Source organism: Methylomonas sp. DH-1 (assembly GCF_046097555.1).
GTDB classification, from domain to species: domain Bacteria; phylum Pseudomonadota; class Gammaproteobacteria; order Methylococcales; family Methylomonadaceae; genus Methylomonas; species Methylomonas koyamae.
This window is the reverse complement of record NZ_CP143089.1, coordinates 455,612-474,236: the sequence shown is the minus strand read 5'-3', so window position 1 is coordinate 474,236 and position 18,625 is coordinate 455,612. Positions and strand designations below refer to the sequence as shown.

19 protein-coding genes are annotated in these 18,625 nt (G+C 58.0%); 12 read left to right on the top strand and 7 right to left on the bottom strand.

Features of this window, described 5'->3' with window-relative positions:
* Positions 1–77 precede the first annotated feature (77 nt).
* Complete coding sequence (locus tag VXJ35_RS02145) at positions 78–290, top strand: phage integrase N-terminal SAM-like domain-containing protein (protein ID WP_197495951.1); 213 nt, start codon at positions 78–80, stop codon at positions 288–290.
* 93 nt (positions 291–383) lie between these two features.
* Here the strand turns inward: VXJ35_RS02145 and VXJ35_RS02140 are convergent, their stop codons facing one another.
* Positions 384–974 (bottom strand): Uma2 family endonuclease, encoded by a 591-nt coding sequence (locus tag VXJ35_RS02140; RefSeq protein WP_064020304.1) that lies wholly within the window; start codon positions 972–974, stop codon positions 384–386.
* A 310-nt stretch (positions 975–1,284) separates the two neighbouring features.
* Here VXJ35_RS02140 and rlmH point away from each other — a divergent pair, with 310 nt between their 5' ends.
* The 6 genes from rlmH to VXJ35_RS02110 all read left to right on the top strand — a co-directional run bounded on the left by rlmH (position 1,285) and on the right by VXJ35_RS02110 (position 9,066).
* The gene (gene rlmH / locus VXJ35_RS02135) at positions 1,285–1,749 is read left to right on the top strand and encodes a 23S rRNA (pseudouridine(1915)-N(3))-methyltransferase RlmH (protein WP_064020303.1); all 465 of its coding nucleotides are present in this window, start codon (positions 1,285–1,287) and stop codon (positions 1,747–1,749) included.
* Between the two features lie 4 nt (positions 1,750–1,753).
* Complete coding sequence (locus VXJ35_RS02130) at positions 1,754–2,332, top strand: nucleoside triphosphate pyrophosphatase (RefSeq protein ID WP_064020302.1); 579 nt, start codon at positions 1,754–1,756, stop codon at positions 2,330–2,332.
* Positions 2,329–3,786, top strand: coding sequence for a ribonuclease G (rng, locus tag VXJ35_RS02125; RefSeq protein WP_064020301.1), 1,458 nt, complete (start codon positions 2,329–2,331; stop codon positions 3,784–3,786). The genes VXJ35_RS02130 and rng overlap by 4 nt, the downstream gene beginning before the upstream one ends.
* A 9-nt stretch (positions 3,787–3,795) precedes the next feature.
* Positions 3,796–7,602 (top strand): YhdP family protein, encoded by a 3,807-nt coding sequence (locus VXJ35_RS02120; protein ID WP_064020300.1) that lies wholly within the window; start codon positions 3,796–3,798, stop codon positions 7,600–7,602.
* 61 nt (positions 7,603–7,663) lie between these two features.
* Positions 7,664–8,482, top strand: a complete 819-nt coding sequence (locus tag VXJ35_RS02115; protein ID WP_064020299.1) for a carbon-nitrogen hydrolase family protein — start codon at positions 7,664–7,666, stop codon at positions 8,480–8,482.
* Positions 8,483–8,490: 8 nt separating this feature from the next.
* On the top strand, positions 8,491–9,066 hold the full coding sequence (locus VXJ35_RS02110; protein WP_064020298.1) for an outer membrane protein assembly factor BamC: 576 nt from the start codon (positions 8,491–8,493) through the stop codon (positions 9,064–9,066).
* On the opposite strand, the gene moaC is transcribed toward VXJ35_RS02110, so the two are convergent.
* A complete protein-coding gene (gene moaC / locus VXJ35_RS02105) occupies positions 9,063–9,557 on the bottom strand; it encodes a cyclic pyranopterin monophosphate synthase MoaC (protein WP_064020297.1) in 495 nt (164 codons plus the stop codon). The two genes, VXJ35_RS02110 and moaC, sit on opposite strands and share 4 nt — an antisense overlap.
* Positions 9,558–9,608: 51 nt before the next feature.
* On the opposite strand from moaC, the gene VXJ35_RS02100 reads away from it, so the two are divergent.
* Both VXJ35_RS02100 and VXJ35_RS02095 read left to right on the top strand, forming a co-directional pair.
* Positions 9,609–9,842, top strand: a complete 234-nt coding sequence (locus VXJ35_RS02100) for a MoaD/ThiS family protein (protein ID WP_064020296.1) — start codon at positions 9,609–9,611, stop codon at positions 9,840–9,842.
* A 5-nt stretch (positions 9,843–9,847) separates the two neighbouring features.
* Entirely contained in the window at positions 9,848–10,300 is a 453-nt protein-coding gene (locus VXJ35_RS02095; RefSeq protein ID WP_064020295.1) for a molybdenum cofactor biosynthesis protein MoaE, read from the top strand.
* On the opposite strand, the gene VXJ35_RS02090 is transcribed toward VXJ35_RS02095, so the two are convergent.
* The 4 genes from VXJ35_RS02090 to trxA all read right to left on the bottom strand — a co-directional run bounded on the left by VXJ35_RS02090 (position 10,282) and on the right by trxA (position 14,356).
* Positions 10,282–10,539 carry a hypothetical protein gene (locus VXJ35_RS02090; protein WP_064020294.1) on the bottom strand — a complete coding sequence of 86 codons (258 nt, stop codon included), beginning with the start codon at positions 10,537–10,539 and terminating at the stop codon, positions 10,282–10,284. The two genes, VXJ35_RS02095 and VXJ35_RS02090, sit on opposite strands and share 19 nt — an antisense overlap.
* Positions 10,540–10,697: 158 nt before the next feature.
* A complete protein-coding gene (locus VXJ35_RS02085) occupies positions 10,698–12,368 on the bottom strand; it encodes an ABC transporter ATP-binding protein/permease (protein ID WP_197495949.1) in 1,671 nt (556 codons plus the stop codon).
* Between the two features lie 241 nt (positions 12,369–12,609).
* Positions 12,610–13,866 (bottom strand): transcription termination factor Rho, encoded by a 1,257-nt coding sequence (gene rho, locus VXJ35_RS02080; RefSeq protein WP_054762345.1) that lies wholly within the window; start codon positions 13,864–13,866, stop codon positions 12,610–12,612.
* A 163-nt stretch (positions 13,867–14,029) separates the two neighbouring features.
* Positions 14,030–14,356, bottom strand: a complete 327-nt coding sequence (gene trxA, locus VXJ35_RS02075; RefSeq protein WP_054762347.1) for a thioredoxin TrxA — start codon at positions 14,354–14,356, stop codon at positions 14,030–14,032.
* A gap of 101 nt (positions 14,357–14,457) precedes the next feature.
* On the opposite strand from trxA, the gene rhlB reads away from it, so the two are divergent.
* Positions 14,458–15,789, top strand: coding sequence for an ATP-dependent RNA helicase RhlB (gene rhlB, locus VXJ35_RS02070; RefSeq protein ID WP_064020292.1), 1,332 nt, complete (start codon positions 14,458–14,460; stop codon positions 15,787–15,789).
* On the opposite strand, the gene yrfG is transcribed toward rhlB, so the two are convergent.
* On the bottom strand, positions 15,704–16,381 hold the full coding sequence (gene yrfG / locus VXJ35_RS02065; protein WP_064020291.1) for a GMP/IMP nucleotidase: 678 nt from the start codon (positions 16,379–16,381) through the stop codon (positions 15,704–15,706). The genes rhlB and yrfG overlap by 86 nt on opposite strands.
* 145 nt (positions 16,382–16,526) lie before the next feature.
* Between yrfG and VXJ35_RS02060 the strand changes: the two genes are divergently transcribed.
* Together VXJ35_RS02060 and nudE are read left to right on the top strand one after the other, a co-directional pair.
* Positions 16,527–18,029, top strand: coding sequence for a methyl-accepting chemotaxis protein (locus tag VXJ35_RS02060; protein WP_064020290.1), 1,503 nt, complete (start codon positions 16,527–16,529; stop codon positions 18,027–18,029).
* 44 nt (positions 18,030–18,073) lie between these two features.
* The gene (gene nudE / locus VXJ35_RS02055) at positions 18,074–18,625 is read left to right on the top strand and encodes an ADP compounds hydrolase NudE (protein ID WP_054762356.1); all 552 of its coding nucleotides are present in this window, start codon (positions 18,074–18,076) and stop codon (positions 18,623–18,625) included.

Sequence of the window (18,625 nt, the reverse complement as noted above, 5' to 3'; positions counted from 1 at the left end):
AACCATTGAATTGGGCAAATCTGCCCGACAAATTGATATTAGCGGCCTTTTCGGGCGGATTTGCTTCTGAAGAAGCCGTGCGCATCACTATATTCGCTAACCATTTGCTGTCAAGCACCACATCACCGACCTTGCTTGAAGACTTACGCCGCATCGTGCGGCTTAAGCATTATTCGCTGCATACCGAGCGCACTTATTGCGAGTGGATCAGGCAGTTCGTAAAGTTTCATCGGCTTGGCGAAAGAGTCTCGTTGTTCGAGGACGCCGAGGCCAAGATCGAATGTCGCTAAATTAAGCAACAAACCGGCTTGTTCAAATTCCGAGAATCGGGGTCAGGTCTAGCAATCAAGCATTTGCATGTCGTCCGCCAAGACGCAACTCACTTACATCTCCCCGCTTGCATTGCCCTCAAAAACCTTATCGTAAACCTCGCGCAAGCTGAGCCGGCAATCGATGCTTTCCAGCGCTACGCTTGCTTCCAGGCCCAGCGCCTCGCTCAATATCCAGACTTCGCCTTGGCGCAGATAACGTTCGATACCAGGCTGGTCTTGCATCACCAGCAGATATTCGCGCAAGCTGGGTATTTTTCGGTAATGGGCAAACTTGCCGCCGCGGTCGTAGGCTTCGGTGGATGGCGACAGCACTTCGATAAGCAGCATCGGATTCAGCAAAGTATCGACCTGCGCATCTTCGAACTCGGGTTTACCGCAAACCACGGCGATGTCGGGGTAGTGGTAGCTGCGAGCTTCGGTGGCCTTGACCCGCATGTCGTTGATGTAGGCTTCGCAGGGACGGCTTTTCAGTTGCTGACTGAGTTCTCTATAAATATTTCCGGAAATTAAATTATGTTCCCGGCTGGCGCCGGTCATCGCATAAATTTGCCCGTCGTGGAATTCGCTTTTAATCGATGTGCTGCGCTCCAGACTTAAGTATTCTTCGGCGGTATAACGGGTTTGTTGAAGCACGGCGGACATGAGTCACCTCGGCAAATCGAATGTATTTGAACCAAGGATATTACAGCGACTCGCGGCTCGGCAAGCGCCCGGCAAATGGGTTGGGACGCATGGTTTTGCGAAAAAAAGCGGCTATGAGCAAGCTGGCGATCATCAGATCGGTGCATGGCGGCGCTAGATGAAAGGCTGTTTCGCAAAATTAAAGCCGGCCGCGACGAACACATCGCTGTCAAATCGACTTTCTGCCACACCTTCCTCTATCGGGAAATCCCCCGCCACGCCAACCGCCGTCGCATTGTCACACCCATAACATCTGTGTATCCTCCCCGCCATGCAAATTCATCTGATCGCCGTCGGCAACAAGATGCCGGACTGGGTACAGCAAGGATATAATGACTACGCCAAGCGGCTGCCGCGGGAATGCGAATTGGTGTTGCGCGAAATCGCGCCGGACAAACGCAAAAGCGGCGACGTGGCCCGCATTACCCGCGACGAGGGCGAGCGCATGATCGCAGCGTTACCGCCGCGGGCGCACGTCGTGACGCTGGACATCCCCGGTAAACCGTGGTCTACGCCCGATCTGGCCCAAGCCTTGCACCGGTGGCTCGGCAACGGCCAGCCGGTGGCGCTGATGGTCGGCGGCCCGGAAGGCCTGGCGCCGCAGGTCAAGGAGCTGGCGCGCGAATCCTGGAGCCTGTCGCCGCTGACTTTCCCGCATCCGCTGGTCCGTATCGTGGTGGCCGAACAAATCTACCGGGCCTGGAGTCTGCTAAACAATCACCCTTACCACCGTTAACGGCATGAATCCTCAAATCATCCTGGCGTCGGCATCGCCGCGCCGCCGCGAATTACTGGCCCAAATCGGCATCCGCCACCTGGTCAACGCGGTGGATGTCGACGAAACTCCGTTGCCGGGCGAACAGCCGGCCGCCTATGTCGAGCGGGTCGCTGCCGAAAAATCGGCCGTCTGCGCCAGCCAAAACAATAGCTCGTTGCCGGTACTGGCGGCCGATACCAGCGTGATTTGCGACGGCCGGATTCTGGGCAAGCCCGACGACTTGCAACATGCCATCGAGATGCTGAGCCGGCTGTCCGGCCGCAACCACCAGGTTTACAGCGCGGTATCTTTGCGCAGCGCAGGCTGTCATTGGCAAGCTTTGAGCGTCAGCGAGGTCCGCTTCCGGCCGTTGAGCCACCAGGAAATCGTCGGCTATTGGCAAACCGGGGAACCTTGCGACAAAGCCGGTGCCTATGCGATTCAGGGGCTGGCCAGCGTGTTTATCGAGTCGATCACCGGTAGTTTTTCCGGCGTGATGGGCCTGCCGCTGTTCGAAACCGCACAACTATTGAGCCAAGCCGGCATAGAAGTCATTCAATGAGCGAAGAAATCTTAATCAATGTGACGCCGCCGGAAACCCGGGTCGCCGTCATCGAAAACGGCGTGTTGCAGGAACTGATCATCGAGCGCGTTCGTCAAAAGGGCCTGGTCGGCAACATTTATAAAGGCGAAGTGTGCCGGGTATTGCCGGGCATGCAGGCGGCCTTTGTCGATATCGGTCTGGACAAGGCCGCCTTTCTGCATTTGTCCGACTTCAGCAGCCAGGAGCTGGCCGAAAAAGGCTCGGAGAATATCGAACATTACCTGAAGGAAGGTCAAAAGCTGGTGGTGCAAGTCACCAAAGACCCACTGGGCAACAAGGGTGCCCGGCTCACCACCGACATCTCGATCCCATCTCGTTACCAGGTCTACATGCCTTACGCCGGCAATTCCGGCGTGTCGCAGCGCATTGACAGCGAATCCGAGCGGGTAAGGTTACGGGCCTGTATCGAAGCCTATCAGCAAAAACATCAAGTGCCGGGCGGTTTCATCGCCCGCACCGCCGCCGAATGCGTCGAGGAAGTGATTCTGTATTCGGACATGACCTTCCTGCACAAACTGTGGGAGTCGATCCTGGACAAGAGCAAAAAGGCCAAGGTCAAATCGCTGATCCACGAAGACTTGCCGCTCAGTATCCGCACGCTGCGCGACCTGTACAAGGACGGCATCGAAAAGATCCGGGTCGACTCGAAGGAAACCTTTTTAAAGTTGGTCGAATTTGCCGAAACCTTCGTGCCGGAAATCGTCTCGGTGATCGAACACTATTCCGGCGAACGGCCGGTGTTCGACATCTACAACGTCGAGGACGAGATCAGCAAGGCGCTGGACCGCAAGGTCAAACTCAAATCCGGCGGCCATCTGGTGTTCGACCAGACCGAATCGATGACTACGGTCGACGTCAATACCGGCGGCTACGTCGGCGGCCGCAATCTGGAAGAAACCATATTCAAGACCAATCTGGAAGCGGCGCAGACCATTTCCCGCCAACTGCGGCTGCGCAATCTGGGCGGCATCATCATCATCGATTTCATCGACATGCAGAGCGACGAGCACAAGAAACAAGTGCTGGCCGCGCTGCAACGCAATCTGGAAAAAGATCACGCCAAAACCAAGATCACCGAAGTTTCGGCGCTGGGCCTGGTGGAAATGACCCGCAAGCGCACCCGCGAGAGCCTGGAGCACATCTTGTGCGAACCCTGCTCGACCTGCGGCGGCCGCGGCGTGTTGAAAACCGCCGAATCGATCTGCCTGGAAATCTTCCGCGAAATCATTCGCGTCGTCCGCCAATACAGCGTGCAGCAGATACTGGTGCTGGCCTCCGAGCAAGTGGTGGAAATGCTGCTGGACGAGGAAGCCGACATGCTGGCCGAGCTGGAGGTGTTTCTGAAGGTGGCGATCAAGATTCGCGCCGAAGCCGAGTACAACCAGGAACACTACGACGTGGTGTTGCTATAGGCTAACGTTTTGCTTATCCACCGCCATGTCAGCCGGGCTACCCGGCATCTGCTGTTCTGGTCGCTGATCGCGGCGGCCTTTGCGCTTAGCGCGGTCAGGCTGTTTCTGGTCGATATTGCCGACCACCGGCAACGGCTGGAAAGCGAGATTCGCCGCATCAGTGGCGTGCCGCTGCATATCGGCCGGCTCAGCGCCAAGATGCGCGGCTTCAGCCCGGAATTGATTCTGCGCGACATAACGATAGACGCCGCGGAAGCCGGCAGCAAACCGGCGATCAGTTTGCAACAGGTCAGGATCGGCATCCATTTGCTGGAATGGTTGTTTACCCAGGATGCGATGGCCTCCGGCTGGGTCACGCTGGTCGGCGCCAAATTGGACATCATCCGCGATGCAGACGGCTCGCTGCGCATCAAAGGCTTGCACAGCAGCGACGAGCAGCCGCTTTGGCTGCTGGAAGGCGGCCAGTACGAAATCCTGCAAAGCCAGGTCACTTGGCTGGACTTGAAACGGCAACGGCCGCCGGTGACGATAACCGACTTCGATTTGCGCATCGAAAACGACCGCGCCGAACAAAACCACGAAATCCATCTCATCAGCCGGCTGCCGGACACGCTGGGCGATAGCCTGCGGATTTCCGCGCTATTGCACGGCAATATTTTCCAGGCCAATGCGCTTAACGGCCGGATCTACGTCGAAGGCGACAATCTGCAAGGGCCGGCCTGGTTGATCGAAGACTTACCGGCCGGACTGCACCTGTATTCGGGCTCGGGCGATATCCGGCTTTGGAGCGATTGGCGCGACTCGGCGCCTTACCGGATCGCCGGTTACGTCCAGGGCCAACAGATTAAAATCGGCAAACAGAACGGCAAAGCCCTGCAACTGGACACCTTCGAGGGCAATCTGGCCTGGAGCGAAAACGGCGGCCGCCAACGCTGGGGCGTTTACGACATGAATGCGGTCAGCAACCGCCAGCGCTGGCGCGGCGGCGAGTTTTACCTACAGCGCGACGCCCAAGGCAATCTCGGCGGCCGCATCGAAATATTGAATTTGCAGGCCCTAGACCATTTGACCGCGCCTTTTCTGGCCGACGCCGCCGGCTTCGAGCGTTGGCTGAAACTGAATCCGCGCGGCGAATTGCGCGATACGGCATTTTATGGCGACAGCGCACTGCAGCATTACGCCCTGCACGGCGAATTTGCCGAGCTCGGCATAGCCGGCGGCGGCGGCGTACCGCAATTGCAAGGCTTGCGCGGCAGCATCAGTGCCGGCGACCAGCGCGGCCGGCTGGATTTCGCGACCGAACGCGCCGGCTTCGACGCGCCGGAACTGTTCCGGGACAAGCTGGAGATTGCCCGCCTGAGCGGCCGGCTGGACTGGGTGCAAACCGGCAGCGATTGGCAGATTTCGAGCGACGGCCTGCAACTGGACAGCGCCGACTTCCAAACCAACACCCGGCTGCAATTGAGTTTACCGAACGACGGCTCCAGCCCGGTACTGGACATGCATACCCGCTTCGGCAATTTCGCCGACATCGGCAAAGTGCCGCGCTACCTGCCGGCGAAAATCATGGGCAAGGACGCCGTAGCCTGGCTGGATGACGCCTTTATCGGCGGCCATATCGACCACGGCGAAATGCTGTTGCAGGGCAAGCTGGCGGACTTTCCGTTCAGCAACGGCGGCGGCCGTTTCGAAGTCGTGTTCGCGATAGACGACGGCGAAATCCAGTTCAACGCGTTGTGGCCGCATTTGCGCGCGGTGCACGCCGACGTCCAATTTCTCGGCGCCGATCTGCAAGTTGCCATCGACGGCGGCCATAGCGAAGAGGTCGATATCGGCCAGGCCGTGGTAACCATTCCCGATCTGGCCGACAGCGATTACGTTTACGTCTGGGGCCAGGTACACAGCAAGCTGCCGCAAAGCATGCAATACCTGCAAAAAACCCCGCTGCACGTCAAAACCGACCCTCTGGCCAAGGTGCTGGCACCGGAAGGCGACACGCGAGTCGATCTGGACCTGAAAATCGCTTATTACGAAACCCTGCCCACCACGGTTAAAGTCGATGCCCATCTGGACAAGGCGCGCTTAGTGCTGAAGCCGGTCGACCTGCTGGTCGACAATATCGGCGGCGTGCTGCACTTTACCGAAGACCGCGTCAGCAGCAGCCCGCTCGAAGCCAGAACCCTGGGCTATCCGATCCGCGGCCAACTGCAAAGCGACCAGAGCGCGACGCAATTGTTGATCAGCGGCGTTACCGACGTCGACCGCCTGCAAAAGCAATTCGCGTTCTTGAAAAACCAGGCCGCCAAGGGCGGCTTCAATTACCAGGCCGCACTGACCCTGCCTTACGCCGCCGACCAGCCGGACGTTTTGCAGATCACCAGCAATTTGCAAGGCGTCAGCCTGGATGCGCCGGAGCGGCTCGGCAAAACCGCCGGCGAGGAACGCGCGCTGAATTTGCGCTTTGTGCTGGACGACAGCGAATTCGTGCCGCTGCACATAGGTTACGGCCGGGATTTGCAGGCAGCCCTGCAAATCGACGGCAAGCGGAATGGCTTGCGTTCGGCGCATATCGTTTACGGCGAAGGCAGCGCGGAAATTTTCGACCGGCCCGGCCTGAAACTGGAAATCCGTCAGCCGCAATTCAAATTATCCGAAGCGCTGGCCGCATTCGCCGACGGCGACAGCCAGGCACGTCTGCCTGCGCTGCAGGAACTGGTGCTGGACAGCGGCGAGTTGATCTGGCAAGGCCACCAATTCGGCGCGGTCGCCTGCAGCATGCAGCATAGCGGCCAAGCCTGGCAGGGCACCATCGACAGCGCGATGGCCAGCGGCCGCTTCGCGATTCCGGACCAGCGCGGCGGCGCCGAACGCATCCGCCTGCAAATGGAGCACCTAAATCTGACCGCCATGGAAGGGCTGAATTTCGGCGAGGCCGAAGAGGCGGCCGTCGGCGAATTGCCGCTGATCGATATCGACAGCAAGCAACTGCTGTGGCGGAATGTGGACCTGGGCAATCTGAAACTGCGCACCGAAAGGCTGATCAACGGCATCCATTTCAAACACGTGCAATTGGCCAGCGTGGCCGGCACCATTGATTTCAGCGCCGACTGGTTGAAATTGGGCAGCGCCAGTTCCACCCAACTGACCGGCAAATTGAACATGAAGGGCTTCGGCTTGTTCCTGTCGCAACTCGGCTTTACCGACGACTTCCGCGGCACCGACGCCGAAATCGGCTTCAACGGCAGTTGGCGCGGCGGGCCGCAGCAGTTTTCGCTGGCCGACGTCAACGGCCAGCTCCGGCTCAAACTCAGCGACGGCCGCATCTCCAGCATCGAACCCGGCTTCGGCCGCTTACTCGGACTGATCGCGATGGAACAATGGGCCAAACGCCTGAGTCTGGATTTCAGCGACGTTTACCGCCAGGGGCTGGCCTTCGATACGATTACCGGCACCGTCAAAATCAGCAACGGCCTGGCGTATTCCGACGATCTGGTGATCGACGCGGTCTCGGCCAAACTCAGCGTCGCCGGCAGCGCCGACTTGGTCCGCAAGACCCTGGACCAGCGGGTGGCGGTAGTGCCCAAGAGTTCCGGCGCCGTTCCCATTGCTGGTACAATCGTCGGCGGCATCGCCGCTATCATCACCCAGGCGGTGACCGACGATTACAAAGAGGGATATTTCTTCGGCTCGCAATACAAATTGAGCGGGCCGTGGGGCAATGTCGAAGTCACGCCGCTGCACGACCAGGACGGTTTGGTGAAGAAAGCCTGGCGCAGCCTGACCGGCTTCGAGTGGCTGGACTCGCTCGGCAAATGACCGGCCCGGCGCCGGCCCGCCCCAACGCGCAATCAACCTAAAAAACCAACAGGGACCACTCATGACACTATGTGCCGCCATTCAAATGGCTTCCGGGCCGCAAGTCAGCGCCAATCTGCTGGAAGCCGAAAAACAAATTGCCGAAGCGGTCAACGCCGGAGCCAAACTAGTGGCTTTGCCGGAAAACTTTGCCATCATGGGCATGAACGAATACGACAAAGTTAAAGTGGCCGAAGCCGACGGCCAAGGCCCGATTCAGGAGTTTCTGGCCGCCACGGCGAAAAAATACGGCATCTGGATCGTCGGCGGCACGATGCCGATGCAGGCCTCGGTGCCGAATAAAGTCCGCGCAGCCTGCCTGATTTACAACGACCAGGGCGAACGCGTGGCGCGATACGATAAGGTGCATTTGTTCGACGTCAGCGTTCCCGACACCGCCGAGGAATACCGCGAATCGGATTCGGTGGAAGCCGGCGAAGGCTCCTGCGTGATCGATACCCCGTTCGGCCGCCTGGGCGTCGCCGTCTGCTACGACTTGCGCTTTCCGGAATTTTTCCGGCCCATGGCCCGCAAAGGCCTCGACATCCTGGTCATTCCGTCGGCCTTTACCGCCAAGACCGGTGCCGCACACTGGGAAGTGCTGCTGCGGGCGCGGGCCATCGAAAACCTGTGCTACGTGCTGGCGCCCAACCAAGGCGGCTTCCATATCAACGGCCGGCAAACTTACGGCCACAGCATGGTCATCGACCCCTGGGGCGTGGTGCTGGATTGCTACAAAACCGGTCCCGGTTTCGTCTGCGGCGAGATCGATAAAAACCGGCTGGAAAAAATGCGAGCCTCGTTCCCGGTGCTGGAACACAGACGCTATTTTTGCGAGTGAATCCGGTTATGTTGAAACGAGTCCGCCACGTACTTCCCTGCTTGCTATTGGCCGCCTGCGGCGAAACGCCCGAGAAATACCGCGACACCCACCACTTGGAATTACCGCCGGTATTGCCGATCGAGCACACCAATCCGCAACCGGCCATCGACGCCGACGACTTGAAACCGAAATCGGTCCTGGCCGGGCTGATGGCCTTCACCGACGGCGACAAACCACTGCTGCTCCTGAAGACCCGCGAAGAACGGGCCTGGGATATGTTGGCAACGGCTTTGAAAATCACCGACATTGAAATCCTGGATAAGAACCAGCAGGACGGCCGGTTTCAAGTGCGTTACGATCCGGATACGGCCGGCAAGGATCTGAGCCTGATCCGAACCTTGCTGAACAACCATTACGCCGAGGCCGAGTATCTGATTACGCTGCATCAGGAAACCGGCGGCATCCGCGTCAGCGCGGCTTTGGCCAAACCGGAAGAAATGGAGAGCGACGAAGACGGCTCCGCCGAATTGTTGCGCTTGCTGCACAAAACCATAGACGAGAAAATTCTGAACCGGAGCCCGCAGGCCAAACCGGAAAACTAAGCCGCGGCGGCGTCCGCCCGCCAATCCCCGGACTTGCCGCCGCTTTTTTCCAACAGCCGCACGCCCTGGATCACCATGCCGCGATCGACGGCCTTGCACATGTCGTAGACGGTCAGCAAGGCAATCTGCGTCGCGGTCAGCGCTTCCATTTCGACGCCGGTCTGGCCGTTGGTTTTGGCCAATGTCCGGCAATAAACCCGATTCAGGCCGGCCTGGGGCTGCAGATCGATTTCGACATGGGTCAGCGGCAACGGATGGCACAACGGAATCAGTTCCGCCGTCTTTTTGCTGGCCATGATCCCGGCGATTCTGGCCACGCCAAGTACGTCGCCTTTTTTATGCGCGCCGTTTACAATCAACGCCAGCGTTTCCGGCCGCATTTCGATATAGCCCTCGCAAACCGCGCTGCGCTGGGTGACCGTCTTGGCGCCGACATCGACCATGTGGACGTCCCCGGCGGCGTTGAAATGGGTGAGCGGCGAATCGGACATGGCGGATGGAATTATTGAAACAGCGCGCATTGTATTACCCGGTGGAACAGAATGTCGATCAAAGTGCTGTACTTCGCAAGCCTTAAAGACCACGTCGGCCGCAGCGGCGACGAACTACAGGTTTCGGCGCCGGTTTCGCTGCTGGAGCTCTGGCAATTGGCGAATCCGAACCTGCCGCTGCCGAATGCTTTGCTGGCGGCGGTCAACATGAATTACGCAAGCCTGGATAGTCTGGCCAGCGACGGCGACGAGGTGGCTTTCTTTCCACCGGTCACGGGAGGTTGAAGGCTATGGCGGTGAAATTATCGGATACGGTTTTCGACCCTTGGCAAGAAATCGCGAACCACCAGCAAGCGGCCGGAATGGCCGGAAAATACGGCGCCACGGCCGTGTTCGTCGGCACGATGCGCGATTTCAACCAGGGCGATGCGGTCTGCGGCATGTATCTGGAACACTATCCGGGCATGACCGAGACCCAACTGCAACTGATCGTCGCGCAAGCCGCAAGCCAATGGCAGGTGCTGGAGACGCTGGTCGTACACCGCGTCGGCCGGGTCGAGCCCAACGATACGCTGGTTCTGGTTGCGGTCTGGTCGGAACATCGCGGCGACGCCTTCGACGCCAGCCGCTTTATCATGGAAAATCTGAAAAGCCGGGCGCCGTTTTGGAAACGCGAAACGCTGGCTAACGGCGAGCAGCGCTGGGTCGATAAAAACAGCGGCGGTTACAAACGCCAATCTTGAGTCGTAAAGGCGTTGCCGGGCTGACCTTCCAATTCGATGCCCTTGGCTTCCGTATCCAACAGCCGCTGTTGCAATTCGGCAATTTGCCGGTTCGCCGTCTCGATCTGCTGCTTCAGTTCGCCGATGGTTTCGTGAAGATATTCGAAATGAACCTGAAAATAACGGGCCGACGGAAAACCGGATTCGACCTTGTCGGCCGGCGAATCCGCCGGCCTGCTGCGAGAATGTCTTGATTTCATAAAATTACCTGAGCATGTTAAGGCCTACCCCGGCATTTGCGCCGCACCTCGGGCTCCTTATCCATTAAGACGTTTCAGAAACCAATTCCCCCACTTTTGCTATTAAAAATTTACCCGGGTCAAGTGTACCCATGGCCGATCGCAAATCCGGCCTGCGCTCAATTCAGCGTGATCCGGCGTTTATGCAACCTCTGTATCGTCGGCTGCTTGGTAATCGTCAGCATCGCCGCATGCGGCAATTTCTTATGGATCAGGCTAACCATTTCCACCTCGCCGTCGGGATCGAGCGAATCGAAGGCCTCCTGCATCAAAATCCACTTCGGCTTGTGCAGCAACAGCCGCACCAAGCCCAAACGTTGCTTTTGCTCGCGCTCCAAGCTTTTATCCCAGTCTGCCTGTTGGTTCAACTGCTCCACCAGTTCGCCGACGCCGGCCAATTGCATGATACTGGCCAATACGTCGGGATCGAAGGCGCCGGCATCGCTCGGGTAACAAATCGAGGCACGCAGAAGGCCGGTCGGCAAGTAAGGCTTGGGCGGCATGAAAAACATCGGTTCGTCGTCGGGCAGCTCTATCGTGCCTTCGCCCCAGGGCCACAAACCGGCGATGGCCTTGAACAATTTGTTGCCGGAAAATGCGTTACCGGCGATCAATACCCGTTCGCCGGCACGGATTTCTTCGTTCAGCATCGACACGCAGACGATATTGTCCAGCCGGCTAATGCACAAATTGCGGAATGCCAACACCGAACCTTCATTCTTGACGATGCGGATGCGGTGCGGATCGGGCTTGGCAATTTCCCGCTCCAATTGCTCCAGAGCTTTGCTCAAGCCCAGGATACGCTCTACCGACGCCCGCCATTCGGCGACCTTACCCATGTTATCCACCGGCCAGGACAAAGCGGCGACCATTTGCTGGAAGGCTTGGGCCGACTGCATCAAGGCACCCAAACTGATGGTTCCCAGAATGAAACGCGGCGCGGACACCAGGATCGGAAAAGCCATCGATAGGATGGAATAACCGGAACTGAACATCGTAATCCGCTGCCAGGCATGGGTTTGCTGGTTCCAGGCATCGACGATATTGCCGAACAAACGGTGAAAATGCGGATTTTCGTGGCGCTCGCCGTGGATTAACGCAATCGCCTGGGCGTTTTCGCGGGCCTTGACCAAGGCAAAACGGAAATTGGCCTCGACGGTTTGCCGGTTGTCGGTCGCCGTTGTCAACGGCCGGCCTATCCACCAGCCGAGCACCGAAGCGCTAGCCGCGTAAATCAGGGCCAACCAAACCAGATGGCCTTGGATCGGAATTTCGGCAATACCCAGGTCCATGGTCACGCTGCCGGACAATGTCCACAAAATCTCGGTAAAACTGATCAACAACAGCAGGCAATAGAACATGGTATGCAGCAAGTCGATTGCGTATTCGGTCGATATCCGCACGTCTTCGGCGATACGGCCGTCGGGATTGTCGTGCTGGCCGGGAATGTGCGTGACCAGATAATGCCGGCCGTCGCGCATCCACTGGCCGATCAGCTTGTCGGTCAGCCAACCGCGCCAACCGAGTTGCAAGCGGCGTTTCACCACCAGGTGCGTGGCGGTAATGGCGATGTTCGCCAGAAAAATCAGTACGATCAGCCCGATTTGGGTAAAGAAGCGCGACATCGAGCGCTGTTCCAGCGCATCGAACAGGTCCGCGCTCCATTCGGTGATAATCACCGAAACCGCGATTTGAGCGACGGTTAGCGCAACCAGCGCCGCCGACAGTCCGCGAATGCTGGCCTTATTTTCGGAACACCAGAAAGGTCCCGCCAGTCGGACGAACTGCATGAAAAATTTGCTGGTATTTCGCAAGGCCATCTCTCCGCGTAAAGGTCGGGGCGCAATATAACAAAATTAATCGCTTACACAACCAAGAAATATTTCGGTGTTATGGCGAACGCGGCTTAGACTGGAACTAGGTTGCTGTGCTGGCGGGAAAAAATGCGGCAGGGCGCAGGAGACTGGAAAACGGGGGAGGATCGGCGGCGAACGGCGAGCAGAGCGCCATCCGCCGACCCGAGGACAAGCATTAACGCTTCATCGAATCGAAAAATTCGGCGTTGGTTTTGAAGTCCTTCAGTTTGCCCAGCAAAAATTCGGATGCCGCCAATTCGTCCATCGGTTGCAGAATCTTGCGCAGGATCCAGGTTTTTTGCAGCTCGTCCGGATCGACCAGGTATTCTTCGCGGCGGGTGCCGGAACGGTTGATGTTGATGGCCGGATAGACCCGCTTTTCGGCAATTTTCCGCTCCAGATGCAACTCCATGTTACCGGTGCCCTTAAACTCCTCGAAAATGACCTCGTCCATCCGCGAGCCGGTTTCTACCAGCGCGGTAGCGATAATCGTCAAACTGCCGCCTTCTTCGATATTCCGCGCGGCACCGAAAAAGCGTTTCGGTTTTTCCAGGGCATTGGCGTCGACACCGCCGGACAGCAGCTTGCCGGAGGACGGCACCACCATGTTGTAAGCGCGGGCCAAACGTGTAATCGAGTCTAACAGAATAACCACGTCGTGCTTGTGCTCTACCATGCGCCGGGCTTTTTCGATCACCATGTCGGCGACCTGCACGTGGCGGGTGGCCGGTTCGTCGAAGGTGCTGGACACCACTTCGCCGCGCACGCAACGCTCCATCTCGGTCACCTCTTCCGGACGCTCGTCGATCAACAGCACGATCAGGTAGCATTCAGGGTTATTCTCGGCGATGGCGTGGGCAATGCTTTGCATGATCATGGTTTTACCGGCTTTCGGCGGCGAAACGATCAGGCCGCGCTGGCCTTTGCCGATCGGCGCGATCAAATCGATGATGCGGGCGGTCAAGTCTTCGCTGGTACCGTTGCCCTGCTCCAGGCGGAAGCGTTTGTTGGCGAATAACGGCGTCAGGTTGGAAAAGGAAATCTTGTTTTTGGATTGCTCGGGGGATTCGAAGTTGATGCTTTCCACCTTCAGCATCGCAAAGTAACGCTCGCCCTCTTTCGGCGGCCGAATCTTGCCGCTGACGGTATCGCCGGTGCGCAGGCCGAAACGCCGAATCTGGCTGGGCGATACGTAGATGTCGTCAGGTCCGGCCAAGTAAGAACAACCCGGCGTGCGCAGAAAGCCGAAACCGTCAGTCAAAATTTCCAGCACCCCGTCGCCGAATATGTCTTCTCCGCTTTTCGCCTGCTTCTTCAAAATCGAGAAAATCAGCTCCTGCTTTCGGGCTCTGTCGATGTTTTCCAGCCCCAGGGATTCGGCGATAGCAATGATTTCTGTCGGTTGTTTAAGTTTTAACTCGGTAAGGTTCATGTTGACTTAGGGAAATGGAAGAAATGCAAAACAGCAGAAAGCTGTTTACGGCGGAAGAAGTGTGTTGGAAAAACTCGGGCGATCGGGGTGCGAGAAGCGGGCGGAATTCTAGCGCAATAACCGGACTTATCAAAACATTTTCGACAAGCCCGGTGCAGCCGTACTACAGGTTGCTGTCGATGAATGCGGCCAACTGCGATTTGGTCAAGGCGCCGACTTTGGTAGCCTCCACCTCGCCGCCCTTGAAAATCATCAAGGTAGGAATACCGCGCACACCGTAGTGCTGCGGGGTCTTCGGATTTTCGTCGATATTGAGTTTGGCGACGGTCAGTTTGCCTTGGTACTCGGATGCGATTTCATCCAGTACAGGAGCAATCATTTTGCAAGGGCCGCACCATTCGGCCCAGTAGTCGACCAATACCGGTGAGCCGGCTTTTAAGACTGTTTCGTTAAAATCAGCGTCTGATACATGAAGGACTAGGTCGCTCACGCCATTCTCCGTTAGTTTGCAAAGCCAAGACTATAGTTTCGCCGCGCTTAAATTGTCAATCGATTTCAACCGCGCCGCATTTTGAGTTATTCTAGCGAGTTATGAAAAAAACACACTTAACAGAAACGCGATTTAGCAATCTGGAGCTGTCCGACTCCATCATCAAAGGTCTGAAAGAAGCGGGTTTCATCAACTGTACCCCGATCCAGGATAAGTCCCTGCCGTTATCCTTGCGCGGCAAAGACATCGCCGGCCAAGCGCAAACCGGCACCGGCAAAACCGCGACCTTCCTGCTCGCCACCTTCCAGCACCTGATCAACGACGAAAGCGAAAAAATCAAGAATCCGCGGGCACTGATCCTGGCGCCGACCCGCGAGCTGGCGATTCAGATCCACAAGGACGCACTGGTGCTGGGCAAATATCTGAACCTGAAGTTAGCGCTGATCTACGGCGGCACCGATTACCAGAAACAACTGGACAAGATTAAGACCAACGTCGACATCATTATCGGCACGCCAGGGCGCATCATCGACTTCTACAAACAAGGCGCGTTTACGCTGGACAACATCCAGGTCACGGTGCTGGACGAAGCCGACCGCATGTTCGACCTGGGCTTTATCAAGGACATCCGTTTTCTGCTGCGGCGGATGCCGCCGGCCGACAAACGCCTGAATTTGCTGTTCTCGGCCACGCTGTCCTACAAGGTTACCGAGCTGGCATACGAACACATGAACAACCCGGTGCTGATCCGGATCGAACCCGAGGAAGTCACCTCCAAAGCCATCAAGCAAATCGCTTATTGCCCGGCCAACGACCAGAAGATTCCGCTGCTGCTGGGTTTATTGAAACACCACCAGCCGCAGCGCAGCATCGTTTTCGTCAATACCAAGCGTTGCGCCGAACGGCTCGACGATTACTTGCAAGCCAACGGCTACAAAGTCGCGATGCTGAGCGGTGACGTGCCGCAGGAAAAACGGCAAAAACTGCTCGCCGCGTTTCAGGACAACCAGGTCAACCTACTGATCGCCACCGACGTTGCCGCCCGCGGCCTGCATATTCCGGACGTGTCTCACGTCTTCAACTACGACCTGCCGCAAGACGTCGAGGATTACGTGCACCGTATCGGCCGCACCGCCCGCTTCGGCGCCAGCGGCGAAGCGATCAGCTTCATCTGCGAGGAATACGCCTATTCGATGCCGGACATCGAAGACTATATCGGCGAAAAAGTACCGGTCGCGGCGATCGAACCGGAACTACTGGCCGAACACGTCGCCAAGCCGGAACGCCGCGAGCCGCGCGAACGGGTGGTACCGCACGGCAAACGTCCGCCGCGGCCCGAGCGCAAACCTAGGGAACACCGGCCGCATCCGGCTGCAAGCCAGGCATCAACGCCCGAAAATCCTCAATCGCCGGAAACTCCGCAATCGGCCTGACCGGGCGCCGGCTGTCAGGCTTGCTGATCGAAACCAGATGGGCAATGCCGAATTGACGCGCCGAGCGCAGCACGGCCAGGCTGTCGTCGACCAACAAACTGCTGTGTTTCTCGAATAGATGTTGTTGCTGCAAAGCTTGCCAAAAGCCCTGTTGTTCCTTGGCAAAACCGAAGTCGTGGGAACTGACGATCTCGTCGAAGAAGCGGTGCAGACAGGTTTTCTCCATTTTCAGATTCAGACTGTCGCGGTGGGCGTTGGTCACTAACAGCAGGCGCCGCTTGCCGCGCAACGCATCCAGAAACTCGACCACGTGCGGATGCACCGCTATCAGGCCGGCCAGCTCCTGCTTCAAGCCGGCGATATTCAACCGCAACTCGCTGCTCCAATAATCCAGGCAATACCACTCCAAACGGCCTTCCATCGCCTTGAAGCGCGGCGCCAATGCTTGTTTGGCCTGCTCCAGCGTCAAGCCGTGCAATTGGGCGAAGCGTTCCGGCACGAATTCCTGCCAGAAATGGTTATCGAAATTCAGGTCCAGCAAGGTGCCGTCCATATCCAGCATCACCGTCTCGATTTGCCGCCAGTCCAACATCGCTAAAATTCTCCGTTAATTTTTCGCCAATTATAAGCCGGACGCCGCCGGCTACGGCAGCTTCGGCCAATTCAACCCTATCCGCCGTACCGGCAACGCTTTACAATGGCAAGCAAAGCCCAGGCACTAGACAAAGGAAGCCCATATGCGTGAATTGACTGTCAAAACCCGGCTCGGACTCGGATTCGGCGGAGTAATGCTGTTGCTGGCCGTCGTCGCCTTGGTCAGCGTCAACAACTTGAACGGACTGCAGGCCAATATCGAAAACATGGTCGAGGATAAATTTCCGAAAACGGTCTGGACCCACGACATCATCGACAACATCAACGTCATTGCCCGCTCGATGCGCAATACCCTGATCGTCAAAGACCAAGCCACGATCGAAAAAGAGTTGGTGCGGATTCAGCAAGCTCGCGGCAAAATCAAGGAAAACCTGGACAAGCTCGACGCCAAAATCGAGAGCCCCGAGGGCCGCCGCTTATTGCAAGCCATACTCGACGCCCGGACGCCGTATGTGGCGGCGCAAGACCGCTTTATCGCCCTGGCCCGGCAAGGCAAACAGCAAGAGGCCGCCGATTACTTGCTAAACGAAATCCGGCAACTGCAAAGCCGTTACTTCGACAACGCAACCGCTTTGATCGCGTTTCAAACCGAATTGATGGAAGCCACCGGCAAGGAGGCGCGCACCGCGGTCAGCAATAGCGTTCGCATCATCGAGCTGATGGCTTTGCTGTCGGTCCTGTGCGGCGGCACTGCGGCTTACCTGATCACCCGCGGCCTGATGCGGCAACTGGGTGGGGAACCCAGTTACGCCGCGGCAGCCGTCAAACAAATGGCGGAGGGCGACCTGACGGCGCATATCGACATCCAACCCGGCGACACTGGCAGCCTGTTGTTCGATTTGAAAACCATGGCCGACCAACTCGCCGAAACAGTGCGCCAAGTGCAAAGCAACGCCGAAACATTGAGCATTGCTTCGCGGGAAGTCAACGCCACCGCGCAATCGATCAGCCAGGCCACAACGCAGCAGGCGGCCAGCGTCGACGAAACCACCAGCGCCGTCGAACAACTCAGCGCCTCGGTCCAACACAATTCGGCAAGCGCGCGCGCCACCGAACAATTGGCCAAATCCTCGGCCGAAGAAGCCGGTCAAGGCGGCGACGCGGTAACGGCGACGGTCAAGGCGATGCACCAAATCGCCAAAAAAATCGGTGTGATCGAAGACATCGCCTACAAAACCAACTTGTTGTCCTTGAACGCCGCGATCGAGGCGGCTTCGGCCGGCGAGCACGGCAAGGGCTTCGCCGTGGTCGCCGCCGAAGTCAGAAAACTCGCGGAAAACAGCCGCACGACGGCGGCGGAAATCAACGAATTGGCGTCCAACAGCGTCGCCATCGCCGAACGGGCCGGGCAATTGATCGGCGAGGTGGTGCCGAATATCGCCAAGACCTCGGAACTGGTGCAAGAGATCAGCGCCGCCTCCGACGAACAGGCTGTCGGCGTACGCCAGATTAGCGAGGCGATGCGGCAACTCGACAAAGTCACCCAGCAAAACGCGGCAGCGTCCGAAGAAATGGCGGCAACGGCGGAGGAACTCAACGCCCAGGCCGAACAGTTGCAAAGCGCGGTCGACTTTTTTCGGGTATAACCCAAGCCCGACCACCGGCCTTAATCGCTACCCCGCCAACGACCATGCCCAAGCGACCGAAAATCCTGAAACAGACGGTACTGGCCCAGACCCGCCAGTTCTGCATCGAAGCGCTGGACCTGGAATTCAGCAACGGCGAACGCCGCCAATACGAACGGCTGGCGCGCAGCACCTCCCACGGCGCGGTACTGATCGTCCCGATGCTGGATCCGGAAACGGTATTACTGGTCAGGGAATATGCGGCAGGCGTCCACCGCTACGAACTGGGCCTACCGAAAGGCAAACTCGACGCCGGCGAAGATATGCTCAGCGGCGCCAACCGGGAGTTGAAGGAAGAAATCGGCTACGGCGCCGGCAAACTGCAACATCTGCACCGGGTCTCGCTGGCGCCGTCTTATCTGGAACACACCATCGACATCATCCTGGCCGAAGAGCTGTACCCGGAAAAATTGGAAGGCGACGAACCGGAGGAGTTACAGGTGGTCCCCTGGTCGCTGCGAGCCATCGACAGCCTGTTGGCCAGCGGGGAATGCAGCGAGGCGCGCTCTATCGCCGCGCTGTACATGGCTTTGGCCCACCTGGAGCGGCGCGGTTAG

Excerpts from the sequence above, each read along its gene's own strand:
- VXJ35_RS02140 (WP_064020304.1), bottom strand. The coding sequence starts at position 974 with ATGTCCGCCGTGCTTCAACAAACCCGTTATACCGCCGAAGAATACTTA.
- rlmH (WP_064020303.1), top strand. The coding sequence starts at position 1,285 with ATGCAAATTCATCTGATCGCCGTCGGCAACAAGATGCCGGACTGGGTA.
- VXJ35_RS02130 (WP_064020302.1), top strand. The coding sequence starts at position 1,754 with ATGAATCCTCAAATCATCCTGGCGTCGGCATCGCCGCGCCGCCGCGAA.
- rng (WP_064020301.1), top strand. The coding sequence starts at position 2,329 with ATGAGCGAAGAAATCTTAATCAATGTGACGCCGCCGGAAACCCGGGTC.
- VXJ35_RS02115 (WP_064020299.1), top strand. The coding sequence starts at position 7,664 with ATGACACTATGTGCCGCCATTCAAATGGCTTCCGGGCCGCAAGTCAGC.
- VXJ35_RS02110 (WP_064020298.1), top strand. The coding sequence starts at position 8,491 with ATGTTGAAACGAGTCCGCCACGTACTTCCCTGCTTGCTATTGGCCGCC.
- moaC (WP_064020297.1), bottom strand. The coding sequence starts at position 9,557 with ATGTCCGATTCGCCGCTCACCCATTTCAACGCCGCCGGGGACGTCCAC.
- VXJ35_RS02100 (WP_064020296.1), top strand. The coding sequence starts at position 9,609 with ATGTCGATCAAAGTGCTGTACTTCGCAAGCCTTAAAGACCACGTCGGC.
- VXJ35_RS02095 (WP_064020295.1), top strand. The coding sequence starts at position 9,848 with ATGGCGGTGAAATTATCGGATACGGTTTTCGACCCTTGGCAAGAAATC.
- VXJ35_RS02090 (WP_064020294.1), bottom strand. The coding sequence starts at position 10,539 with ATGAAATCAAGACATTCTCGCAGCAGGCCGGCGGATTCGCCGGCCGAC.
- VXJ35_RS02085 (WP_197495949.1), bottom strand. The coding sequence starts at position 12,368 with ATGCAGTTCGTCCGACTGGCGGGACCTTTCTGGTGTTCCGAAAATAAG.
- rho (WP_054762345.1), bottom strand. The coding sequence starts at position 13,866 with ATGAACCTTACCGAGTTAAAACTTAAACAACCGACAGAAATCATTGCT.
- rhlB (WP_064020292.1), top strand. The coding sequence starts at position 14,458 with ATGAAAAAAACACACTTAACAGAAACGCGATTTAGCAATCTGGAGCTG.
- yrfG (WP_064020291.1), bottom strand. The coding sequence starts at position 16,381 with ATGTTGGACTGGCGGCAAATCGAGACGGTGATGCTGGATATGGACGGC.
- VXJ35_RS02060 (WP_064020290.1), top strand. The coding sequence starts at position 16,527 with ATGCGTGAATTGACTGTCAAAACCCGGCTCGGACTCGGATTCGGCGGA.
- nudE (WP_054762356.1), top strand. The coding sequence starts at position 18,074 with ATGCCCAAGCGACCGAAAATCCTGAAACAGACGGTACTGGCCCAGACC.